The sequence below is a fragment of the Shewanella canadensis genome, from assembly GCF_003966225.1.
In the GTDB taxonomy this organism is placed as follows: Bacteria; Pseudomonadota; Gammaproteobacteria; order Enterobacterales; family Shewanellaceae; genus Shewanella; species Shewanella canadensis.
Genome location: NZ_RXNU01000004.1, coordinates 62,851 through 86,109 on the forward strand (window position 1 = coordinate 62,851; position 23,259 = coordinate 86,109).

Below are 23,259 nucleotides of genomic sequence, written 5' to 3' on the forward strand. Positions count from 1 at the left end.
CTTGGTTCGTTTTACATGCAATCCCAGTTTTTCTGTTTAGCGGTTTGCGTTCAGTGGGCTTATTTATTGATTTTCTACCGGCAAAAAAAGGCGCATCGTTCGATGCGCTAAAATCACAAGTAAAAGGGTTGTAGGATTAATATTCGATACTAAGCTCCGAAATTTAGCTTCGAAACTAATCTTCGAAATAGTTGAGTATGCCCAGTGCGGCATCGCGTCCTTCGGCGATGGCGGTAACCACGAGATCTGAACCCCTTACCATATCGCCGCCGGCAAAGATCTTTGGATTGGTGGTTTGAAATGGGTTATCTGTCGCTTTAGGTGCAATAACGCGCCCCCATTCATCCAAGTCGACATTATGGTCTTTAAGCCAATCCGCCGGGCTGGGTTGGAAGCCGAATGCGATGATGATGGCATCGGCGTCGAGTAGGGCTTCGCTGCCCTCGATAACTTCAGCACGGCGGCGTCCACTATCGTCAGCGGCGCCCATCTGTGTTTCTACGCACTCAATACCAATAACTTGACCGTCTTGAGTCGTAATCGCGACCGGCTGTCTGTTAAAGAGAAATTGAACACCTTCCTCTTTCGCATTTTGTACTTCACGGCGTGAACCGGGCATATTTTCTTCATCGCGGCGGTAGGCACAAGTGACCTCTTTAGCGCCTTGACGTATGGCTGTACGAACACAATCCATGGCGGTATCACCACCCCCTAGGACCACAACCTTCTTATCATTGAGGTTAAGATAGGGTGACTCTTCATCAGACGTCCCCATGATGTGGTGGGTATTGCCGATAAGGTAGGGCAGGGCCTGATAGACACCTTGAGCGTCTTCGCCGGGTAAGCGGGCCTTCATTGCGGTATAAGTCCCCATGCCGAGGAAGACGGCATCGTACTCACTAAGTAAGTCATCGAATGGGAGATCTTTACCTATCGTTGTTCCTAATCTGAACTCTATTCCCATCCCTTCGAGGACCGAACGACGAGTCGCCATTACCGACTTGTCGAGCTTAAATGAGGGGATACCATAGGTAAGCAGTCCACCTATTTGTGGATTTTTATCGAACACGACTGCGCTGACACCGTTGCGCGCTAATATATCGGCACAGCCAAGTCCGGCGGGGCCCGCGCCAACAATAGCGACACGCTCTTTTCGAGCTGTAACCTGGCTTAGGTCTGGTTTCCAACCTTGAGCGATGGCGGTATCGGTAATGTATTTCTCGACATTACCTATGGTGACGGCACCAAATTCATCGTTCAGGGTACAGGCGCCTTCGCAGAGGCGGTCCTGAGGACACACCCGGCCACAGATCTCCGGTAGGGTGTTAGTCTCATGTACCAGATCTGCAGCCTCTAAGATGCGTCCCTGCTCCGCGAGCTTTAACCAGTTTGGTATGTAGTTATGTAGCGGACACTTCCACTCACAGTACGGATTACCACAATCTAGACAACGGTCCGCTTGCTCATTCACCTGAGTCTGAGCAAAGGGTTGGTATATTTCAATAAACTGCGTGGCACGCTTCTTAGCTGGGTGCTTAACAGGATCTTTACGATCGACTTCGATAAATTGAAAATCATTACTCATCAGTACTTACCCCGCTATCACTTTGAGTTCTGGTTGTGATTGCTCGAGTCTTAGTAGATCTGAGACTGGAACATTTTTAGGTTTGACCAATACGAAACAGTCGAGCCAATATTCAAAATCGGTTAACAGCATCTTTGCATGCTCACTGCCGGTTTCGACAACATGCTCCTCGATCAAGGCTTTCAGGTGTTGCTGATGTATGGGGGACGCTAACTTCTGCGTATCCACCAGTTCATTATTGACCCTGCGATGGAATCGTCCGAATCGGTCAAATACATAGGCAAAACCACCCGTCATACCAGCACCAAAGTTAACACCGGTTTTACCCAGAACGACGACAATACCACCGGTCATATATTCACAACCGTTGTCGCCAAGTCCTTCGACAATTGCCGTAGCTCCGGAATTTCTCACTCCGAAGCGTTCACCGGCGATGCCGGCTGCAAACATCTTACCGCCCGATGCTCCATAGAGGCAGGTATTACCAATAATGGAGGACCGTTCGCTCTGGAAGGTGCTGCCTAATGGAGGATGAATGGTGATCTTACCGCCAGACATGCCTTTACCTACGTAGTCATTACCATCACCACAGAGAGTAAGGTCGAGACCGGGGCTGTTCCATACACCGAAACTTTGTCCGGCACTACCATTAAACTTCAAGCGGATCGGTGCCTTAGCACCTTCCTTGCCTACTGTCTTTGCAATAAAGCCTGAAAGTGCGGCGCCAACCGAGCGATCTGTGTTGTTGATATCGAACCTTGCATCAATAGAGATGCCCTGTTCTACAGCTTCTCTGGTTTTTTCAAGGAGCTTGATGTTTAACCTGCCAGGATCCGATGGCGGATTGGTTTCTTGCCAGGTACGAGCCGAACCCTCTCGGATCTTCGGAGTGTATAAGATCGGGCTGAGATCGAGTCCCTGTTGTTTTAGTGTGTCGCCATCGAGTGCCTTTAACCATTCACTTCGACCCACGAGGTCTTCAAATTTTGTCACCCCCAGTGCGGCCATCCACTCTCTGATCTCTTCGGCAACGAATTCGAAATAGGTCATGACGCGTTCGGGCAGACCATGATAGTGCTCATTTCTGAGCTTTTCATTTTGAGTTGCCACACCGGTTGCACAGTTGTTCAGGTGACAAATTCGCAAGTATTTACAACCCAGGGCTATCATTGGAACCGTACCGAAACCGAAGCTTTCCGCCCCTAATAGCGCGGCCTTGATCACGTCTCGACCGGTCTTTAATCCACCATCGACCTGCAGCCTGATCTTATGGCGAAGGCCGTTTTTAACCAGAGATTGATGAACTTCTGCAAGACCCAGCTCCCACGGGCTACCGGCATACTTAACGGATGTAATAGGGCTGGCACCTGTACCGCCATCATAACCTGAGATAGTTATCATATCGGCGTAAGCCTTAGCCACGCCTGTTGCGATGGTGCCGACACCGGGTTCTGATACCAGTTTGACCGAGATGAGTGCCTTGGGGTTTATCTGCTTGAGATCGAAGATAAGCTGTGCCAGATCTTCAATCGAGTAGATATCATGATGTGGAGGCGGCGAAATCAGCGTGACTCCGGGACGGGCATTACGCAGCGCAGCAATTTCAACGCTGACCTTATGTCCCGGAAGTTGTCCGCCCTCTCCGGGTTTGGCACCTTGCGCGACCTTAATCTGTAGTACTTCGGCGTTCATCAGGTAGTGAGCGGTAACTCCGAATCTTCCTGAGGCGATCTGTTTAATCGCCGAGTTACGTTCGGAATTGAAGCGGGCCGGATCTTCTCCACCTTCTCCGGAGTTGGAGCGACCACCCAGACGGTTCATGGCTACAGCCAAGGCTTCATGGGCTTCGGGGCTAAGTGCGCCAATACTCATGGCTGCGCTATCGAATCTAGGGTAGAGCGTGTCGGCAGACTCTACGGTATCAATTTCTACCGCGTCCAACTTGCCGTTTATCTCGATGAGATCCCGCAGTGTCGCAACGGGTCTGTTGTCAACCAGCTCAGTAAATCGCTTATAGGCTGGATAATCTCTCTCTTTCAAGCAAGCTTGCAGAGTATTGACGACATCAGGATTGAAGCAGTGGTACTCACCACCTTCAACATATTTCAGTAAACCGCCCTGACTCAGTGGTTGATGTGCCCTGAATGCATGTTTATGAAGCAGTACCTGATCTTGTTCAAGTAGCTCAAAATTTGCACCTTCGATACGGCTCACTACGCCATTGAAGCACAAGTCGACCACATTGGATGCCAGACCGATAGCCTCAAATTGTTGGCAGCATCGATAGGAGGCGATCGTGCTTATTCCCATCTTCGACATGATCTTTCTCAGACCCTTGTCGATACCATGGCGGAAGTTGAGCAAGAGCTGACTCGTGTCTGAGACATTATTCAGTTTAGCGAGTGCCGAGATGGACTCGTAGGCTAAATAAGGGTAGATCGCCGTGGCACCGAAGCCCAGTAACACCGCAAAATGATGAGGGTCACGAGCCGAAGCAGTTTCTACTATGATGTTGGTATCGCATCGCAGGCTCTTATTGACCAGAACATGCTGAACCGCGCCGACAGCCATGGCCGCTGGGACAACCTGCTTGGAGTCTGCCGTGGCTCTGTCTGATAAGATCAGAAGAGTCGTGCCGGTGCGCGCCAGTCTTTCCGCTTCATCACAGATGCGTTTTACTGCATTTTCAAGCCCTTCGCCTAAGTCGTAGTTAAGATCTACCGTATTTGCTCGATAGTAGGTCGAGTCCAGAGCCATAAGCTGATTGAAATCGCTAAAAAGCAATACCGGTGAGTTAAACATCACCCGATAAGCGTGACCCGTAGTCTCATTGAATAGATTTTGCTCGCGCCCGACACAGGTCGAGAGTGACATTACATGTTTCTCTCTGAGTGGATCGATAGGCGGGTTAGTGACTTGGGCGAATTTCTGTCTGAAATAGTCATAGATAGTACGTGATTTCTTAGACAGCACGGCCATAGGGGTATCGTCACCCATTGAGCCAGTTGCCTCTTCACCTTTTTGAGCGAGTACCCAGATAACCTGCTCGAGCTCTTCACGTGAGTAACCGAAATGCTTTTGATATTGCAGTAGCTGAGCGTCGGAGAATTCACATACTCCTAGCTCCTCTTTAGGCATCTCTTCGGCCGGGGTTAATGTCCGACTGTTTTTGGCCATCCACTCTTTGTATGGGTGACGGCGTTTGAGATCGTTATCAATCTCAAACGAAGAGTAAAGCTGGCCGTTTAAGGTATCGAGTACCAGAAGCTCTCCGGGGCCAACACGACCCTTCTCAACGACTTCATCGGGTGCATAATCCCAAATACCCACTTCGGAGGCCAAAGTGAGTATTCTGTCTTTGGTGATCACATAGCGCGATGGGCGTAAACCATTTCGATCGACGGCGCAGGCTGCATGCCTGCCGTTTGTCATAACGATACCGGCAGGTCCGTCCCAAGGCTCCATATGCATAGAGTTGAAATCGTAGAAGGCTTTGAGCTCTTCATCCATCTCCGGATTACTCTGCCACGCTGGTGGTATCAATAGGCGCATGGCTCGGTACAGATCCATGCCGCCGGCTAATAGCATCTCAAGCATGTTATCGAGTGATGAGGAGTCAGAGCCTGTTTCGTTGACGAAAGGCGCGGCTTGCTGCAGATCGGGTAGCAGAGGGGCGTTAAACTTATATGCACGAGCACGTGCCCATTGTCTGTTACCTGTAATTGTGTTTATTTCACCATTATGGGCCAGGTATCTGAAAGGTTGAGCTAGTGGCCATTTAGGTGATGTATTGGTAGAAAATCTTTGATGGAAAAGACAGATAGAGCTCTGCAGCCTGATATCGGCAAGATCGAGATAGAATTCGGGGAGGTCTACAGGCATCATTAGGCCTTTATAGACAATGACCTGTCCCGATAAACTAGCAACGTAGAAGTCTTCATCATGGGGCAGTTGTTGTTCTAAACGGCGTCTGGCCATATAGAGTCTACGTTCGAGATCTTTCTCTCGCCAGCCAATAGGCGCATTAATGAGTACCTGATAAATCTGTGGCTGACTCTTCTTTCCTATCGGTCCCAGCACATCTGGATTAACGGGTACCTTTCTCCATCCTGCAACGCTGAGGGTCTCTTTTTCTAATTCTCGTTCTAATAAGACTTTAGCTTCATCGGCGAGCTTCTCATCCTGATTGAGGAAAAACATGCCGACGGCAAATTTACGGCTCAGGTGCCAACCGTTTTCCGCTGCAATGGCTTCGAAGAATTTTATCGGAAGTTGCATAAGCAGACCGCAGCCGTCACCCGTACGTCCATCTGCGGCGATGCCACCACGATGCTTCATGCGATCCAGACCATGTATTGCCGTTCTTACAATCCGATGGCTTGGTTCACCGTCCATTTGGGCTATCAGACCAAAACCGCAATTATCCCGTTCGAAACTGGGGTGATATAAGCTCATACAAAAACTCCCTAAAACTTTAACTAAATACTACTCGGGGGTAATTAGTATAGATATTCACCCGAACGATCCAAATTACCGCCAGATTGGCAAAAGGTCAAACCAAAAGATTGCATAAAACCTGAGTGGTTTATGCCGTTTAATACGTCAGATTTAGTGTTTGACGTTTACGTAAACTGTAAAATTGATTGTATAACGTTATGAATAAAAAGAATTTTAGAAAGTTGATATGTTCCAGTTTACGAAGTTGTAACAAGTTTGAGGTTTAAATTATTATCAGGAAAGTGATTTTTTTTGCACGTACAGTGAATGTTTTTGTGATTTAGAGTATGAGTAGTTATGCGCTGTAAGTGAGTTTTGTTTGGTTTTTATTATAAGTTAGTACTGGGTCACGTTATTTTTGTCTGACCGGGTATAGGTGAGATAATCCACAATCTTTGATATGACTCGAAGTTTCCGAATGGTAAATAGATTAGAATAGTGTAATTAAATGGTGTGAGTGAGTGCTTTGTGGGTCTGGATCAGTACGTATATACATTTGGTGTTTTTTGTAAGAATCAATTTGGTGAAAGACTAAGAAAGTTAACCATAGATGCCAAGTTTACCTGTCCAAACAGAGATGGCACCTTGGGTAAGGGGGGGTGTACCTATTGTAATGTCGCCTCTTTTAACCACGAACATGGCTCAGAGCTATCAATTCAAGAGCAGCTTAATCAAGGTCGAGAGAGAGTAGCTGGACGCTCTTCTAAATATATCGCTTATTTTCAAGCGTATACCAGTACCTACGATGAATACCAAGTGTTGAAAACTAAATACGATGAAGCGATTGAAGATCCTGACATCGTAGGACTTTGTGTTGGCACCAGGCCGGACTGCGTTTCCGATGATGTGATTGAATTACTGGCATCGTATCAAGACAGAGGCATAGAGGTGTGGTTGGAGCTTGGTCTGCAATCTGCAAAAGATAAAACACTCAAACGTATCAATAGAGGTCATCTTATGGCTGATTATATTGATACCGTCACGCGAGCTCGCGCACGTGGTATTAAGGTTTGTACTCATCTTATTCTTGGCTTACCCGGCGAAGAACATCAAGATTACCTGAATAGTTTAAACGCCGTTTTGGCGGCTGGCGTAGATGGGTTAAAGCTACATCCGCTGCATATTGTCGAAGGCAGTACCATGGCAAAAGCATGGCGCAACGACAGGATGAAACTGCTAACGGTTGAAGAGTATGCCTACAGTGTTGGTGAGATGATCCGCAACACTCCTAAAGATATTATCTTTCATAGGGTAACAGCCTATGCAAAGAAACCTATGTTACTTGCTCCCGATTGGTGCGCGTATCGCTGGAATGGCCTTGTAGCCATAGTGAATGATTTGAAAGCCAAGGGCGAGCAAGGAAGCTATTTGATTTCTAAGCTAAAAGTTGAATAAGGTATTCAAATAGGCTAATTAAATAGCAGATTAGATTAAACATTCGTTAAAAGATGGTTAAAAAATGATGGTTTTCACCGACATATTGCTCAATTAGTTGCGCCAGCAATTATAGCGGGTATTATGTGGTAAATTAGTCTTTAAACAGTCAAAATTTTTGAGAGGTGCCTTAATATGGCCACAGCTGAGATTGAATCAATATTGGATCTTAATACACTAGAGCAGTACTGCAGTGCAATTGGTGCGGGCACTTTGCTAAAGAGTGTCGTCTTATTTGAGCAGCTAATGCCGGAATATGTAGGAAACTTAGTTAATGCTAAGGAAGCTCAAGACAAAGATACTTTATGCTCCGAGGCTCATAAGTTTAAAGGTGCTGCAGGTTCTGTTGGTCTGAAGCGAATCCAACAATTTGCTCAACTTCTTCAGCACGGTGAAGATGCTGCCTGGGCAAACGAGCATGATACTTGGTTACAAGCGATTGTTGATAATGCGAGTCAAGATCTAGCCGAACTTAAGCAATACCTTGAATCTAAAGTTTAAAGCCTGATCCCATATTCTCTTCTATTTTCTTGCTGGATTTTTTACAAGAGAAAGAGAAGTGATAAAGCGCTAATGAAATCGAGTTTCATTAGCGCTTTTTTATTGCCCCCTGTCCCATATATTGTCATACCAGTGCGCAATATTGTTCACTATTGCCTCCTATAAGACTGGCCAAGGACCATGTTTGATTATACCGATTGGTATTCGTTATTCTCACCATCATTAGAGTCGCTGTTTATTGTTTTATTTAGGCAAGTATCACATTATCAACCCTTAATCGAATCCTAAACTCTACGTTTTGTGGTAGAGTTAAATAGAATATTTTGATGACAATTACTGTTGGTAATCGATTTTATGAAACATTTGCCTAGTTTAAAAAACCTCTTTTATTTGGTTAACTTACATCACGAGCAGAACTTTAATCGGGCTGCAAAAATATGTCATGTAAGTCAATCGACACTCTCCAGTGGTATTCAAAATCTGGAAGAGCAGCTAGGGCACCAGTTAATTGAACGAGACCATAAGTCCTTCATTTTTACTGCGATTGGTGAAGAAGTTGTTCAAAGGTCGAGGAAATTACTCACCGACGTCGATGATCTTGTCGAGTTAGTGAAGCACCAGGGAGAGCCGATGACAGGGGATATCCGTCTGGGCTGTATTCCCACTATTGCTCCCTTTCTGTTGAGTCGAGTCGTCAAACATTGTCAAAAGAGCTATCCGGATCTGACTCTTTTTTTAAAAGAGGACACGACTGAACGCCTAATTGATGCCTTGGGGAAAGGTGAATTGGATCTGCTGCTTCTTGCCCTACCCGTCGACACGAGTGGTTATCACAGCATGAAGGTCGGTATCGATCCGTTTAAACTGGTGGTACATGAAGAGTTAGTGGATGAGCTCCATGAGCCTTTAGATTTCAAATCTTTTCCTGACGAGAGCATCTTTCTCCTTCAAGCCGAACATTGTATTACCGGTCATGCTATAACTGCCTGCCAGCTGAGTGATAGTGCCAAGGTTAATCCATTTGCCGCGACAAGCCTGCATACTTTAGTGCAGATGGTAAATAGCAAGTTGGGTACTACTTTTCTGCCACAGATGGCCATAGATGCCGGCATATTAAATGACACCGAATTAAGTGTCATGCAACCTCCGGGAGATGCACCATATAGAGATATTGGCCTGGTTTGGCGACAGACTTCCAGCCGTATTTTAACCTTTAGAACGTTAGGTTTAGCGATTCAAAACCTGTTGGAAGGTAGGGAAGAGTAACCTTGTCACAAGAAAGTTGCTGTCAGTATTTTTTGGACCAATGACAGCATTTTTATGCTCTCTTAGAGAAGGTTCTAAACAGAAGCAATTGGATTAAAACTGCTTTTGATAACCGTTATGCCAAACGCTTGCTAAGGGCTTTAAACGCATTTAGGAGAAACACCATAGACTTCAGTCGAATGTTGTTTCCCCTTCAATTTAATCGGGCCTAAGTTGTTTAGAACATACAGGCTGCTATCTTTCTCAATTCTGGATTCTAGTGCGCCAGAGATAAGCATTCTCTGCCCGAGAGGGTTGCATTGATCTTGTAATCTCGCCAACGTGTTGAGTACGTCACTGAAGAAACTAATCTCCTGTTTCTGAACTCCGACTACGGCGGCGACGACTTGACCACAATGAGCGGCGGCTTTGAACTTAGGAACAAAACCATATTGCTCTTCGAAATACTGACGTTGCCAACTGAGTTGCTGACTGAATTCATAGTAGATATTGAAACTTCTATCTTTAAGGATCCCGTCTTCGAGCGGCCAATGTATTAAGACTGCATCGCCCATATAACGATAAATTTCGGCTTCATTATTCGTTACTGTGTCGGCAAGAAGGCTGAAACTATCTTGTATTAAACGGCTGAACCGATAGTCGCCTAATGATTCTGCATGGGTCGTTGAGGCAACCATATCCAGATAGAGGAATAATCTCTGTTCGTATCTCGGTTTATGGTATTTTCCAAGGCCAATATTGAGTAATACACGAGGTCCTACTAACAGCGCCATCTGTTCGATGAAGGCTAAACCCACTCTAACTACAACTAGGTATATAATTAGCGCCTGAAATGACGGACTGTAAAGTATATGAGCCGTTAACATCTGCCTCAAAGTGGCCATGTGGTTTTCTATGGCCCACATATTCAGGAATTGGGTTATGTAGGCAAGAGTTGTCGCCCCAAGCAGAAGGAATAGGCCTTTGAAGATAACAGAGAATATATAGGGAAGTCGGTTTATCGCGCTAAAATCGGCAATCAGGTTAGACATCCAATGTAAACTACCGAAGATGATCCCCATATAGATAGCTAGTGTGGCGAGATCGACACTGCCGGTTGCCCATTGTGGAAGTTCGGGTGCTTGTGCATATCGAAAAAACACAAACGCCGCCATGGCAATTCCCCAAGCGAAAATCGCAAAAATTAGTTTTTTTGCTTGTATACGTGCTTTCACTGTATCAGGGGTATCCTAATGCTTCGTTCTTTATTCAGGATGCGGTAGTTTATAGAAAATCCCCCTATGATTTCCACTAGTATTTGTGATCTTTGTCAAATGAGAGTGAGTTATATACATAAACAAGCTTAATTTACAAAAATGTGAGCCATGTAGATGGCTAGATGAAGTGATTATTCGTTTTCTATCTACTTAGAGGTAAGTCAAAAACATATAAATGAGTCTTATTCAGTGAGCGGGATTGTTATCGTCGATCATTTTTCACCTAATGCCATTAACTATTATCAAAGGGGAGGGTAACCAAAAAAGCGTGTGAGAATAGCTTGTGTAAACTGGGTTTTCAGATAGAACCCCCTTGGATTAGTCATAGTCGTAGAGCCATCTTGAGCAATACTTTGTGTGACTGAGCGACTGTTTGCCCCCTTAGGTCTAAGTTGAAGAACTTCTCCATGTCTTGCGGTTAGCTGTTGAACTTGCCCCAGAGAGATAAATTCCATTATCTCTTCCCAGTCCTGCTTTAAAAGTGCGATCTCATCTGAATTCGGTGTCCAGAGTATTGGCGTACCAATTTTCCTGTCTGTCACTGGTATCTGTCTTTCACCTTGTACTGGAACCCAAAGAACAGTTTGGAGTTTATGGCACACCACGCTGTTTTCCCAAGTTAATCCTTGAATGTTGACTAAGGGAGCGACTGTCACATAGGTCGTCTCCATTGGCTTGCCCTTACTATCGACAGGAATTGTTTTAAGTTCGATGCCCAGGTGCAGGAAGTCCTGCTGGGGCTTTGAGCCGGCAATGGCGCCGAGTTCATGTTCGATAAGTTGGCCAACCCAACCTTTATCTCTTTTCAAATTGAGTGGGGTAGATAAACCGTGTGAGTCGGCGAGTTGGCCCAATGTCAGACCCGCCATGTTATTGGCTCGCAGCATTAGCTCTTCGATACTGTGGGGAGGTTTTGGTGTCGTTTTCATCAAACCAATTTTACCTGAGATTTTTGAGATATCAATTAGTGGTTAAAAAACGCTCGCATTCTCCATTGTTGATAACGGTCACGAAAAAGCTTGGTTTAAGTTATTGATAAAAAACATAAACCGCAATTCAATTTTCAATGTTTACGCGGTTTTTATTCCCTGTATTTTTTTACCCCCTGCTTTTCCACTATAGTTATCCACAGATTCGTTGGATAACTTACACTTATTCTTGCACTAACTCGAAAATATTGAGATGTCAAACAGAGAATTAACCAATTTATTTCTTGATTTACGTAAATTTAGACTTTGCCTGTGAATAACCTGCTTAAATAAATTTCTGAGTTATCCAAATAATACTTACTGGTCAAAAAACGCCCGCGTGATTAATGTTGTTTACCGGGGTAAATAAATGGTGCGCCTAAGCGTTTGTTCTGTATTGTTATATTTGGTTTTGGTTAGAAGGTATGACTCGATGCAAGCTACCAAAATAATATCATATCAACCACTATAAATAAGTTTCGAACAGAGATATCCACAGATTTTGTGGATATAATCGATTTTTGAATTTCAGTTCTGTTGATAAAAGTTGGTGTTTTAGTTTTTTATCCAAGGTTCTTGTGTTATTCGGCATTTGCCGCCGGGCGTGCTTTGTGAAACAATCGTTGGATTAAAATGGTTAATTGACGGAGTCCATGTGATTGATAGTGACGGCTTTCGCGCAAATGTGGGCATCATTATCTGTAATCGCTTTGGGCAGGTTATGTGGGCTAGAAGATTTGGTCAACATTCCTGGCAATTTCCTCAGGGTGGGGTCGATGAAGGCGAAACACCTGAAGAGGCGATGTTTAGAGAGTTGTATGAAGAGGTTGGATTAAGGCCTGAACATGTTCAGATATTAACTTCTACCCGCTCTTGGTTACGTTACAGATTACCCAAACGTTTAATAAGGCAAGATAGTAAGCCTGTGTGTATTGGGCAGAAGCAAAAGTGGTTTTTGTTACAGCTTAATAGTAGTGAGAGTGCGATTGATCTGAATGCTTGTGGTCATCCTGAGTTTGATGACTGGCGTTGGGTGAGTTATTGGTATCCGGTGCGACAGGTTGTGTCATTTAAAAGAGATGTTTATAGAAAGGTGATGAAGGAGTTCGCTCCTACGGCACTCCCATTTCAAACGAGGGAACATCACCATAGCAGGAGAGGCAGACGACGTTAGTCATCGAATATGAAGTCATAGATCCGCGAAGTCTATAATGGGTATATATTAATAATATGGAGGTTTAAGTCGGTGCTGAAAACACTAAGAGATATTACCCAGGCCGTTGCGGCGGCTCAAGACCTCCATTCTTCGCTCGAGTTACTCGTTTCTCAAACTAAATCAGCGATGGCGACTCAATGCTGCTCTATCTATCTATTAGAGGGGCAGGAACTCGTCTTATCAGCAACTGACGGTTTAGATCCTGATGCCGTTGGCCAGGTAAGAATGCCCCTTTCTGAAGGTTTGGTTGGTTTCGTGGCCGAGCGCGAGGAACCTATCAATCTGGCGGACGCTAACCAACACCCTAGATTTAAAAGATTTGTTGAAGCCGAAGAGGAGAGCTTTAGGGCTTTTCTGGCTGTACCGATAATATATCAAAAAAATGTTCTGGGGGTTTTAGTCGTTCAGCAAGCCGACACTCGTCAATTTGATGAAGGTGAAGAGGCTTTCCTTATGACTTTAGCGGCGCAGCTCGCTATGGCGATAAGGCATCTGAAGATTAAAGCCGAAGTGAAGTGTTCTCCCGACCTTCTTCACTTTACCGGTATATCGGCCGCTAACGGTGTTGCCATCGCGCACGCATTGGTACTCGGTGGCCAGATAGCACTGGAGCAACCACAAAATCGAACTTCTGATGTTGGCCATGAAGAGTCCAGATTGAAATCGGCGATTGAAGCTTGTAAAGATACTCTGACTTCATTGTCACAACGTTTCGATCAGGAGCAGGATAACGAAGTTGTTTCCATATTTTCTGCACTGCAACAGCTACTCGATAATGCCAGTCTTGGTGGCGAATACATTAAAGAGGTTCGCGAAGGCTGGTGTGCTGTATCGGCGGTGAGTCGAGTCTCACTAAGATACATTGAACAGTTTACCCAGATGCAGGATCTTTATCTAAAGGAGCGTGCGGGCGATATTCGTGATCTGGGATTGCGGGTGCTTAGGCTGCTGATTGAACCTCAGAGGATGGAGCTAGAGCCCGATGTGCCAGTTATTCTTGTTACCAAAGAAGCCGACGCGACGATGCTTGCCGAGTTTCCACGGCATAAGTTAGTCGGTATTGTCACCGAGCTCGGTGGCGTCAACTCTCATGCCGCTATTCTGGCCAGGGCGCTGGGTGTGCCGGCGATTATCGGCGTCGAAGGGGTGCTATCTGCCGGTATCGACAAGAAGTTACTGATCATTAATGCCAATCGTGGACAACTGCTGGTCTCGCCAACACCGCCACTGATTGCCGAATACCGAAACCTGATCTCGGCCGAAAAAGCCTTGCAGCATAAATACGCTCAAGAGTTAGAACTTCCGGCAGAAACTCTGGACGGTAAAAGAATTCACCTGTACCTCAATGCGGGTTTATTAAGTAGTTTGGCTTCAGAGATCGCCAATGGCGCGGATGGCGTCGGTCTATATCGCACCGAAATTCCTTTCATGTTGCATCAAAGGTTTCCCAGTGAATCTGAGCAGGTAAAAGTGTATCGTGAGGTGCTGGAAGCTGCGAATGACAGACCGGTAGTCATGCGCACCTTAGACGTTGGCGGTGACAAGCCCTTGTCTTATTTTCCTATTAATGAGGAAAACCCTTTTCTGGGCTGGCGTGGCATAAGACTCTCCCTGGATCATCCTGAGCTGTTTCTTGTACAGCTCAGGGCGATGATACAGGCTGGAGATGAAAAAGATCAGCTGCATATCTTGCTTCCTATGGTGAGTAATCTAGAGGAGATCGATCAGGCTATTGCCTATCTTGAGCAAGCTTATAATGAACTTAAAACTGATGTTAATAAGAATATCGTAAAACCAAAACTTGGGATTATGCTGGAAGTCCCCGCCCTTCTGTATCAACTAGCGGAGGTGGCAAGACGGGTTGATTTTGTCTCTGTAGGCTCTAACGATCTGACTCAATACTTGCTGGCGGTGGATAGAAATAATCCTCGAGTGAGCACCCTGTATGATTGCTACCATCCAGGAATATTAAGGGCACTGAAACGCGCTCGGTTTGATTGTTGGCAATATAATCTTCCCGTCAGTGTGTGTGGTGAGTTGGCTGGTGAGCCTATCGGTGTGATTTTACTCGTTGCTATGGGATACGATCAGTTGAGTATGAATCAGGGTAGTTTAGCCAGGATCAATTATTTGCTTAGAAGGGTGTCTCATTCCGATCTCAGTGAATTGCTCCAGATGGCCCTGACGCTAACCTCTGGGAAAGAGGTTAGGGAGTTGGTCAGGGAATATTTCGAATCTCGAGAGTTAGGAGCAATTCTGAACTAGAGCGATGCCTGTCAATTAAGCTATTAACTCGACGTTAACTTGGTCTTTTGTGGTTTAGTTTTTAGCTTGTCTTCTTTATGTACACCAATGTAGGTTAAAAGGTCTATTCGTGGATAATTTAATTTGGTTTTTTATTAGTTGCCTAGGTTTAGGGGCGTTTGTAGGCTTTATGGCAGGTCTGTTAGGCATAGGTGGCGGGATAATCGCCGTGCCTGTGCTTCTTTACCTGTTGCCGTCGGCTGGGTTTGAACTGGGAGTTTTACCCCATGTGGCCATTGCGACATCTCTTTCCGCGATTATTTTAACCTCCTGTTCTTCGGCTTTAGCGCACCATAGGCGCGGTAATATTCCATGGCCCCTGTTTAAACCTATGTTGCCTGGGTTGATTTTAGGCGCTTCTTGCTCCGGATTTATCTCACACACGATTAGCGCCGATACCTTGCAGCAGATTTTTGCTATATTCGTGATTTTAATGGCGGTACAGATGGTATTTCCGCTACGGGTAGCTGGTGAAGAAAAGCCGATGCCCGCCGCTTCAACACTGTTTGTCGCCTCTGCTGCTATAGCTTCATTTGCCGCCTTGATGGGGATCGGTGGCGGTATACTCTTGGTTCCATTTTTAAGCTGGTGTGGCCTTCAGATGCGCAATGCTATCGGTTTCTCAGCGGCATCGGGCGTGTTTATCGCACTGTTTGGTAGTGTCGGGTATGTGTTGGCGGGATGGAATGTGACAGATTTACCGCAAGGGACATTAGGCTACGTCTATCTTCCGGCGCTTTTGGGGATCATCATCACCTCAGTCACTATGGCGCCTGTTGGTGTCAGAGCCGCGACTCATTGGCCTACGCCTATCCTGAAAAAGATATTTGCCGTATTGCTTATTTTTACGGGGATCAAGTTAGCCTTAGCTTGATTTCATGATGAGGAGCGTTCAGTTAAGGTGAGGGAATCACCATAGTGATTTCATTGCTGCATCCAAGTGGGATTAGGTCTTAGAAAGTGGTCGAGATTGAGTTAGAATTGGCGGGTTTATTTTTACTTTAATTCTTCATGCTTAATTTGGACTCTTCATGGCATTAAATTTTCCAACTATTGACCCTATTATTGTGTCGATAGGTCCTTTCGATATCTTTGGACAAACTTTTGAACCCGCACTGCGCTGGTATGGTTTCATGTATCTGGTGGGCTTTGTCGCCGCACTTTGGTTACTGAACCGCAAGTCAGACAGTTCAAATGGCTTATGGTCCAGAGAGCAAGTGTCAGATCTGCTCTTTTATGGTTTTCTTGGTGTGATATTAGGCGGCCGTGTTGGCTATGTACTTTTTTATCACTTCGACCTGTTCGTGCAAAATCCGCTGTATCTTTTTAAGATCTCTGAAGGGGGAATGTCCTTCCATGGTGGTCTGATTGGGGTGATCAGCGCAATGTGTTACATCGCCTGGAAGCAGAAGCGAACCTTCTTTGCCGTAGCGGATATGGTGGCTCCGGTTGTACCTATTGGCTTAGGTATGGGTCGAATAGGGAATTTTATTAATGGTGAACTTTGGGGTCGTGTTAGCGATGTACCCTGGGCCATGGTCTTTCCGAGTGGTGGGCCACTGCCACGTCACCCATCTCAGCTTTATCAGTTTGCGCTGGAAGGGGTTGCCCTGTTTATTATTTTATATTGGTTTAGCCGTAAAACCGATAAGGTGGGAGCCGTCTCAGGTATGTTCCTGCTTGCTTACGGAATGTTCAGAGTGATAGTTGAAACCGTTCGTCAGCCTGATGCGCATCTGGGGTTATATTGGGGAGTGATGACCATGGGTCAGATCCTATCCATACCTATGGTGTTATTAGGTTTGTATCTTATATTTAGAAAAGCGCCGGCAGAGGGTAAGTTGTAATGAAACAGTATTTAGATCTATGTAATAGAATTATCGATGAGGGCACTTGGATTGAAAATGAGCGGACGGGTAAACGATGCCTGACGGTTATCAATGCTGACCTAACCTATAACGTGGGTAATAATGAGTTTCCTCTGATCACAACCCGAAAAAGTTTCTGGAAGAGTGCGATTGCTGAGATGCTCGGCTATATTCGCGGTTATGATAATGCGGCCGATTTCCGGGCTCTGGGCGCTAAGACCTGGGATGCCAACGCCAATGAAAACCGGGTGTGGTTAAACAATCCGCATCGTAAAGGCGTCGATGATATGGGGCGCGTCTATGGCGTGCAGGGCAGGGCATGGAGTAAGCCTGACGGCGGCACCATCGATCAATTAAAGAAGATTGTCGATAATCTCAAAGCTGGTATAGACGACCGCGGAGAGATCCTTAGTTTTTACAATCCGGGCGAGTTCCATATGGGATGTCTGCGTCCCTGTATGCATACCCATAACTTTTCGCTGCTTGGAGATACACTCTATCTCAATAGCTTTCAGCGCTCCTGTGATGTTCCACTTGGACTGAACTTTAATCAGGTTCAGGTGTTCACCTTGCTTGCTCTGATTGCACAAATTACCGGAAAGAAGCCGGGAATGGCGTATCATAAAATTGTTAATGCTCACATTTATGAGGATCAATTAGCGCTGATGCGGGATGTTCAGCTCAAGAGAGAGCCTTTTGAGCCAGCTTCTTTGTCGATCAACCCTGATATCAAATCACTAGAAGATCTGGAGACCTGGGTAACGATGGACGACTTTGAAGTGTCGGGTTACCAGCATCATGAAGCGATAAAATATCCGTTTTCTGTTTAATGGGCGATAATGACCTTATCGTTTAATTAGCTGAAAAATCAGAGGTAACGAACATCAGATTGTTATAATAATCGGTATTCGTTACCTGCTTTATATGAATAAAAAACTTTACTCATATTCCTACCGAATCTACACCCTCCTGTTTCTACTGCAAATTTAACATTGTTCGCAAAATGAACGTTGATATCTATTCATTCACTGGTTACACTTAATACCTCGGAAATACCGATGTTTTTAGCTGTTGCAATCGAATATTCACGTTTATCGTATTACGATACACTCGGGTCATTAAGATATATTGGAGCAAGTTATGGAAAGGGCTATTAAGAATTTTTTAAGCCAGGAATCGGCGGGCGGCATTCTGCTTATGATTGCAGTTGCACTCGCAATGATTATGGCAAATTCGCCGCTATCAGGAATGTATCAGGGCTTCCTGGATACGGAAATGCAGATACGCGTCGGTAGCTTAGATATCGACAAGACTCTGATACATTGGATTAACGATGGCCTGATGGCCCTGTTCTTCATGCTTATTGGCTTAGAGGTTAAGCGTGAGTTACTTGAGGGGGCGCTATCGAGTGCGGCTCAAGCCTCTTTACCCACTTTTGCGGCGATTGGTGGCATGGTATTCCCTGCGGGCATCTATCTGTTATTCAACTACGGTGATCCGGTGACTCAAGCTGGCTGGGCTATTCCTGCAGCAACTGATATCGCGTTCGCCTTAGGGGTCATGGCCCTGCTGGGGAGCCGCGTACCTGTATCACTCAAGGTCTTCTTGTTAGCCTTGGCAATTATTGATGATTTAGGTGTTGTAGTGATCATCGCCATGTTCTACAGCACAGATCTTTCTATGTTAAGTCTGATAGTGGCAGGTATTGCAATTTTAGGACTGGTCGGGCTTAACCGGAAAGGAGTGACGGCCTTAGGCCCCTATGGTGTAGTAGGGCTTATCCTCTGGATAGCGGTATTGAAATCGGGTGTTCATGCCACCTTAGCGGGTGTGATTATCGCCTTCTGTATTCCATTGCGGGCAAAAGATGGCTGTTCTCCCTCTGAGAGTCTGGAGCATAGTCTGCATCCCTGGAGTACCTTCATGATCTTACCGATATTTGCATTTGCAAATGCCGGGGTCGATTTGAGCCCAATGAGCTTCGGCGATCTGTTATCACCTGTGCCTGTCGGTATCGCCTTAGGTCTGCTGTTGGGTAAGCCATTAGGTGTGCTTGTATTCAGCTATATTGGCGTGAAGCTAAAACTGGCTGTACTGCCTGAGGGGATGGGGTGGAAACATATTGCACCGGTTGCTGTGATGTGTGGTATCGGTTTCACCATGTCGATGTTTATCTCTTCGCTGGCATTTGTTGGTGATGCAGAAGCATACGGTGATTTTGCAAGACTGGGTATTTTAGTGGGGTCGTTCGCGTCGGCGATTATTGGTTACTTCTGGTTGGCTAAGGTATTGCCCGAAGTTGATGTAGTTAAAGCAAGCAAGGAGAGATAGCATGAGACTAATACTATTAACACTTACCCTGTGTTTCGGTTTTATTTCCACAGCTCAAGCTGAACAGTTGAATGCCTGCAATACCGATATTAAGAGTGAAACCTGTCAGCACTACCTCGAAGGTGTGGTCGATGGTGCCCTGATGTATAAGCCCAATGCGACAGGAGCTCGTATCGAGACCGATAGCTATGAGTCCAGAGCCCTTAAATATCGAAGTGGTAAGCGTTTCCAAGAAGCTAACCGAACATACTGTGAAGGTCGGATCCCGGACAGAAATGTCTTAGTCACCGGGCTTGCCGAGGCGTTTAATGCGGGCAGTATACAGAATGTTGAGATGCTTAATAATGTGATGTACAGCCTGATGGACTGTCAGAGACTTAAGTAACGTATTGGTGCAATTAGAGTAAAAGCTTATATGTCTCATCTAAACTACAACCATCTCTATTATTTTTGGATGGTTCATAAAAAGGGCTCGGTAGCGAAAGCTGCCGAGGCTTTATGCTTAGCACCGCAGACCGTTACCGGACAGATTAGGGTGTTGGAAACTCGCCTGAAAGGCAGCTTATTTAAGCGTGTTGGCCGCACATTGGAGCCAACTGAGCTTGGTGAGCTGGTATTTCGTTATGCCGATAAGATGTTTAGCTTAAGCTATGAGATGCTGGATATTCTCAACTATCAAAAAGATGAGAATATTCTGTTTGAAGTCGGTATTGCCGATGCGTTATCGAAAGCCCTGGCGAGTCGGGTGTTACTCTCGGTGGTACCCAGTGACGGCTCTATGCATCTTGCCTGCTTCGAGGCAACCCATGAAAGTTTGATGGAGAGGTTACGCGAGCATAAGTTGGATATGATCTTATCTGACTGTGCCGGTGAGTCGTTGAAATACCCTGAGATATTGTCAAAAAAGTTGGGTGAGTGCGGTATCGCTTTCTTTTCCGCCGAGCAATACAGCAAGCCATTTCCGGAATGTCTGGAGGAGGGGAAGTTACTTATTCCGGGTAAACGCACCTCCCTGGGGCAACAGCTGCATCACTGGTTCGATGAAAATGGCCTCAATGTAACCATCTTAGGTGAGTTCGATGATGCCGCCATGATGAAAGCCTTCGGTTATTTCAAGCAAGGTATTTTCGTTGCGCCATCCATCTATAAGCAAGATATTCTCTCCCATGGCATGTACCTGATAGGTGAAACGAGTGATATCAAGGAGGTTTATCATGTGATGTTTGCCGAGCGGATGATCCAGCATCCGGCGGTTAAACGCTTGTTAGAAACCGATTTCACCGACCTCTTCGAGGGCAGAGATCCACAAGTTAAGTTACTGTAATACCAATCAGTATAAAGATGTGATCGCTCAGCGAGAGTTTAGCGCTTCAGAGGCAAGGCAACGGGTGAAGAACATAGTTGTTCTACGTTTAAGCTTGTTAACACAGCATCGGATGCGCTAAAACTCGCCTGTAAGGAGTGTTTTTGGCTGCCTACTTCTGCGTTGAATGAACTTACAAGGGAATAACCATTCCATCATCCATTCGCCTTGAATTAGTCTGCCAAAAAACACTCTGAGTAGATCACTTTCTTATACTGATTGGTATAACATCGACTCTGTGACTTACAAGCGGTACACTAGCCAAAAAAAGTTAGGGAGCATTTGCGTGTCTGAACCGATGAAGATTGCCAGAGTAAGATGGGCGTGCCGTAGAGGTATGCTTGAACTTGATGTCCTGTTTCAACCTTTTGTTGAATCCCAATATGAGCAGTTATCCACCAAGGATAAAAATGCCTTCGTTCGTCTATTAGAGGGTGAAGACCCGGAGTTATTCGCCTGGTTTATGGGTCACGAGCAGTGTCCGGATCCCGAGCTTGCCGAAATGGTTATTCGTGTCCGTGGCAGAGCGGCTCCATAGTTTCAGCTTACACGCCTCATTCGATCAGCGATTATCGCTGGTCGTCTTCTGCGGTGTATGCCTTACCTCTTTTCTTGCTTGGCCCGATATCGATAATTCTTATTACTCTTTCGCTAAATACCTCTTCTTTACGCTATTAGTCCTGTTCTTTTCTTATCAGTTTTGGTCGCTAAACCATTGGCGTTGCCGGTTTTCTCTCAATGCAAAAGGCGAGGGAAGCTTAGATGAGAGGAATAATAGTGAAAGAGAAAGCTTTGTGCTTTCAGGTAGGAGGTTTGTTACCCCATTTGTCTCTCTGTTTTATATTCAGACCGATAGTAGTAAACGATTAATCATTGTCTGGTCAGATATGCTCGACGACACAAGTTACCGTCACTTGTGTCGCCTGCTTCTGAGCAATAAAAGCTAATTTTGGCGGTTTATCGATGAGATACCCAATCAGCTTTAATCTTATACGCCGAGCTTAATCTGGCTGTAGAATTGTCGGTGTCGGATTTTCAACTTGCTGAGGGTGGTCTATGTTGTAATGCAAGCCACGACTCTCTTTTCTCTCCATCGCACAGCGAATGATCAGCTCCGCGACCTGAACTAAGTTTCTTAGCTCCAACAGGTTATTGCTGACGCGGAAGTTACTGTAATATTCCTGGATCTCTTGTTGCAGCATGATGCAACGTCTCAAGGCTCGTTCGAGACGTTTGTCTGAACGTACAATTCCGACGTAATCCCACATAAACAGGCGTAATTCGTGCCAGTTATGGGCGATGACGACCTCTTCATCTGAGTTAGATACCTTGCTCTCATCCCAAGCGGGTAAAGCGCCTGGCATGGGGATTTTATGAAGCTGACTTTCAATATCTTCACCGGCGGCTCTGGCGAATACTAAACATTCCAATAGCGAGTTACTCGCCAGGCGGTTTGCGCCATGTAAGCCGGTATAAGCCACCTCACCAATGGCATAGAGTCCATTGAGATCGGTTTGTCCATGAAGGTCTGTCATGATCCCGCCACAAGTATAGTGTGCGGCCGGTACTACAGGAATGGGGTCTGTGGTGATATCGATACCGAACTCGAGGCAACGTTTATGAATAGTGGGGAAGTGCTTGATAACAAAATCAGCGGGTTTATGGCTGATGTCCAGATAGACACAATCAGAGCCCAGACGTTTCATCTCGAAATCTATCGCGCGGGCAACAATATCTCTCGGTGCCAATTCGGCTCGCTCATCGAAGTCCGGCATAAAGCGGCTACCATCCGGGCGGCGCAGGTAAGCGCCTTCACCCCGAAGTGCTTCGGTAAGCAGAAAGTTTCTGGCATCGGCGTGATAAAGGCAAGTGGGGTGGAATTGATTGAACTCCATGTTTGCCACACGGCAACCAGAACGCCAGGCCATTGCAATACCATCACCCGAGGCGATATCCGGGTTCGATGTATATTGATAAACTTTAGAGCTGCCACCGGTGGCGAGGGCGACAAAACGTGCCCTAACAGTTTCGACCTGCTCGGCATCCCGGTTCCAGATATAAGCTCCAAGTACACGGTTTCCCGGTCTGTTTAGCTTACGGGAAGTGATAAGGTCGATGGCATTATAGCGTTCGAGCACTTGGATGTTAGGATGTGCTCTGGCTCTATCTTGTAGTGTGACCTGAACTTCCTTACCGGTTGCATCGGCAGCATGAAGAATTCGTCTGTGACTATGACCCCCTTCGCGGGTAAGATGATAGGGCGCATTCGTCGAGTCACCGTCGAGGGTTTCCTCTTTATCGAACGCCACACCACACTGTATGAGCCACTCCATAGAACGTTTGGCATTCTCTGCGGTGAAGGTAACCACGGACTCATCACAAAGTCCGGCTCCGGCAACCAAGGTGTCGGCAACATGGGACTCTACGGTATCGTCTTCATCGAAGACTGAGGCTATACCGCCCTGGGCATAATAAGTTGAACCTTCACTTAGAGGGCCCTTGGAAAGTAATGTAACTTGTGATTTTTCAGCAAGATGCAAGGCTAAAGTGAGTCCTGCAGCACCGCTGCCGATAACCAAAACGTCAGATTGGTGTTCAACTACTTGTTTCATCAGGTATCATAGTCTGTTCAGTGAGTGTTAACTATGGTAAACCAAGATAAGAATTTTG

At 45.8% G+C, this 23,259-nt stretch carries 18 protein-coding genes; 13 read left to right on the forward strand and 5 right to left on the reverse strand.

The window, feature by feature from the left end; all coding sequences use genetic code 11:
- Nucleotides 1-175 precede the first annotated feature (175 nt).
- Together EKG38_RS08775 and gltB are read right to left on the reverse strand one after the other, a co-directional pair.
- Nucleotides 176-1,585 carry an FAD-dependent oxidoreductase gene (locus tag EKG38_RS08775; protein ID WP_126519895.1) on the reverse strand — a complete coding sequence of 470 codons (1,410 nt, stop codon included), beginning with the start codon at nt 1,583-1,585 and terminating at the stop codon, nt 176-178.
- 6 nt (nt 1,586-1,591) lie between these two features.
- Nucleotides 1,592-6,040 (reverse strand): glutamate synthase large subunit, encoded by a 4,449-nt coding sequence (gene gltB / locus EKG38_RS08780; protein WP_126519896.1) that lies wholly within the window; start codon nt 6,038-6,040, stop codon nt 1,592-1,594.
- A gap of 510 nt (nt 6,041-6,550) precedes the next feature.
- Between gltB and mnmL the strand changes: the two genes are divergently transcribed.
- The 3 genes from mnmL to oxyR all read left to right on the forward strand — a co-directional run bounded on the left by mnmL (nt 6,551) and on the right by oxyR (nt 9,283).
- Entirely contained in the window at nt 6,551-7,477 is a 927-nt protein-coding gene (gene mnmL / locus EKG38_RS08785; RefSeq protein ID WP_126519897.1) for a tRNA modification radical SAM protein MnmL/YtqA, read from the forward strand.
- Between the two features lie 174 nt (nt 7,478-7,651).
- Complete coding sequence (locus tag EKG38_RS08790) at nt 7,652-8,017, forward strand: Hpt domain-containing protein (protein ID WP_126519898.1); 366 nt, start codon at nt 7,652-7,654, stop codon at nt 8,015-8,017.
- 354 nt (nt 8,018-8,371) lie between these two features.
- Complete coding sequence (gene oxyR, locus EKG38_RS08795; RefSeq protein ID WP_126519899.1) at nt 8,372-9,283, forward strand: hydrogen peroxide-inducible genes transcriptional activator OxyR; 912 nt, start codon at nt 8,372-8,374, stop codon at nt 9,281-9,283.
- A gap of 140 nt (nt 9,284-9,423) precedes the next feature.
- Here oxyR and EKG38_RS08800 read toward each other — a convergent pair whose 3' ends face one another.
- Entirely contained in the window at nt 9,424-10,497 is a 1,074-nt protein-coding gene (locus EKG38_RS08800) for an adenylate/guanylate cyclase domain-containing protein (protein ID WP_126519900.1), read from the reverse strand.
- 284 nt (nt 10,498-10,781) lie between these two features.
- Entirely contained in the window at nt 10,782-11,468 is a 687-nt protein-coding gene (gene mutH, locus EKG38_RS08805) for a DNA mismatch repair endonuclease MutH (protein ID WP_126519901.1), read from the reverse strand.
- A gap of 694 nt (nt 11,469-12,162) precedes the next feature.
- Between mutH and rppH the strand changes: the two genes are divergently transcribed.
- From rppH to EKG38_RS25200, 10 genes are all read left to right on the forward strand, one after another.
- Nucleotides 12,163-12,681: an RNA pyrophosphohydrolase gene (gene rppH, locus EKG38_RS08810; RefSeq protein ID WP_126519902.1), complete on the forward strand. Its 519-nt coding sequence runs from the start codon at nt 12,163-12,165 to the stop codon at nt 12,679-12,681.
- 72 nt (nt 12,682-12,753) lie between these two features.
- The gene (gene ptsP, locus EKG38_RS08815) at nt 12,754-14,988 is read left to right on the forward strand and encodes a phosphoenolpyruvate--protein phosphotransferase (protein WP_126519903.1); all 2,235 of its coding nucleotides are present in this window, start codon (nt 12,754-12,756) and stop codon (nt 14,986-14,988) included.
- Between the two features lie 109 nt (nt 14,989-15,097).
- The gene (locus EKG38_RS08820) at nt 15,098-15,901 is read left to right on the forward strand and encodes a sulfite exporter TauE/SafE family protein (protein ID WP_126519904.1); all 804 of its coding nucleotides are present in this window, start codon (nt 15,098-15,100) and stop codon (nt 15,899-15,901) included.
- A 157-nt stretch (nt 15,902-16,058) separates the two neighbouring features.
- The gene (gene lgt, locus EKG38_RS08825) at nt 16,059-16,874 is read left to right on the forward strand and encodes a prolipoprotein diacylglyceryl transferase (protein WP_126519905.1); all 816 of its coding nucleotides are present in this window, start codon (nt 16,059-16,061) and stop codon (nt 16,872-16,874) included.
- Entirely contained in the window at nt 16,874-17,725 is an 852-nt protein-coding gene (locus EKG38_RS08830) for a thymidylate synthase (protein WP_126519906.1), read from the forward strand. Before lgt ends, EKG38_RS08830 begins: the two co-directional genes overlap by 1 nt.
- 310 nt (nt 17,726-18,035) lie before the next feature.
- Nucleotides 18,036-19,226 (forward strand): Na+/H+ antiporter NhaA, encoded by a 1,191-nt coding sequence (gene nhaA / locus EKG38_RS08835; protein WP_126519907.1) that lies wholly within the window; start codon nt 18,036-18,038, stop codon nt 19,224-19,226.
- 1 nt (nt 19,227) lies between these two features.
- A complete protein-coding gene (locus EKG38_RS08840) occupies nt 19,228-19,611 on the forward strand; it encodes a hypothetical protein (RefSeq protein ID WP_126519908.1) in 384 nt (127 codons plus the stop codon).
- A gap of 30 nt (nt 19,612-19,641) precedes the next feature.
- Nucleotides 19,642-20,550 carry a transcriptional activator NhaR gene (nhaR, locus tag EKG38_RS08845; protein ID WP_126519909.1) on the forward strand — a complete coding sequence of 303 codons (909 nt, stop codon included), beginning with the start codon at nt 19,642-19,644 and terminating at the stop codon, nt 20,548-20,550.
- Between the two features lie 337 nt (nt 20,551-20,887).
- Nucleotides 20,888-21,127, forward strand: coding sequence for an FAD assembly factor SdhE (locus tag EKG38_RS08855; protein WP_126520231.1), 240 nt, complete (start codon nt 20,888-20,890; stop codon nt 21,125-21,127).
- Nucleotides 21,108-21,536 carry a protein YgfX gene (locus EKG38_RS25200; RefSeq protein WP_126519910.1) on the forward strand — a complete coding sequence of 143 codons (429 nt, stop codon included), beginning with the start codon at nt 21,108-21,110 and terminating at the stop codon, nt 21,534-21,536. Before EKG38_RS08855 ends, EKG38_RS25200 begins: the two co-directional genes overlap by 20 nt.
- A 54-nt stretch (nt 21,537-21,590) precedes the next feature.
- Here the strand turns inward: EKG38_RS25200 and nadB are convergent, their stop codons facing one another.
- Complete coding sequence (gene nadB, locus EKG38_RS08865; RefSeq protein ID WP_126519911.1) at nt 21,591-23,201, reverse strand: L-aspartate oxidase; 1,611 nt, start codon at nt 23,199-23,201, stop codon at nt 21,591-21,593.
- Nucleotides 23,202-23,259 lie beyond the last annotated feature (58 nt).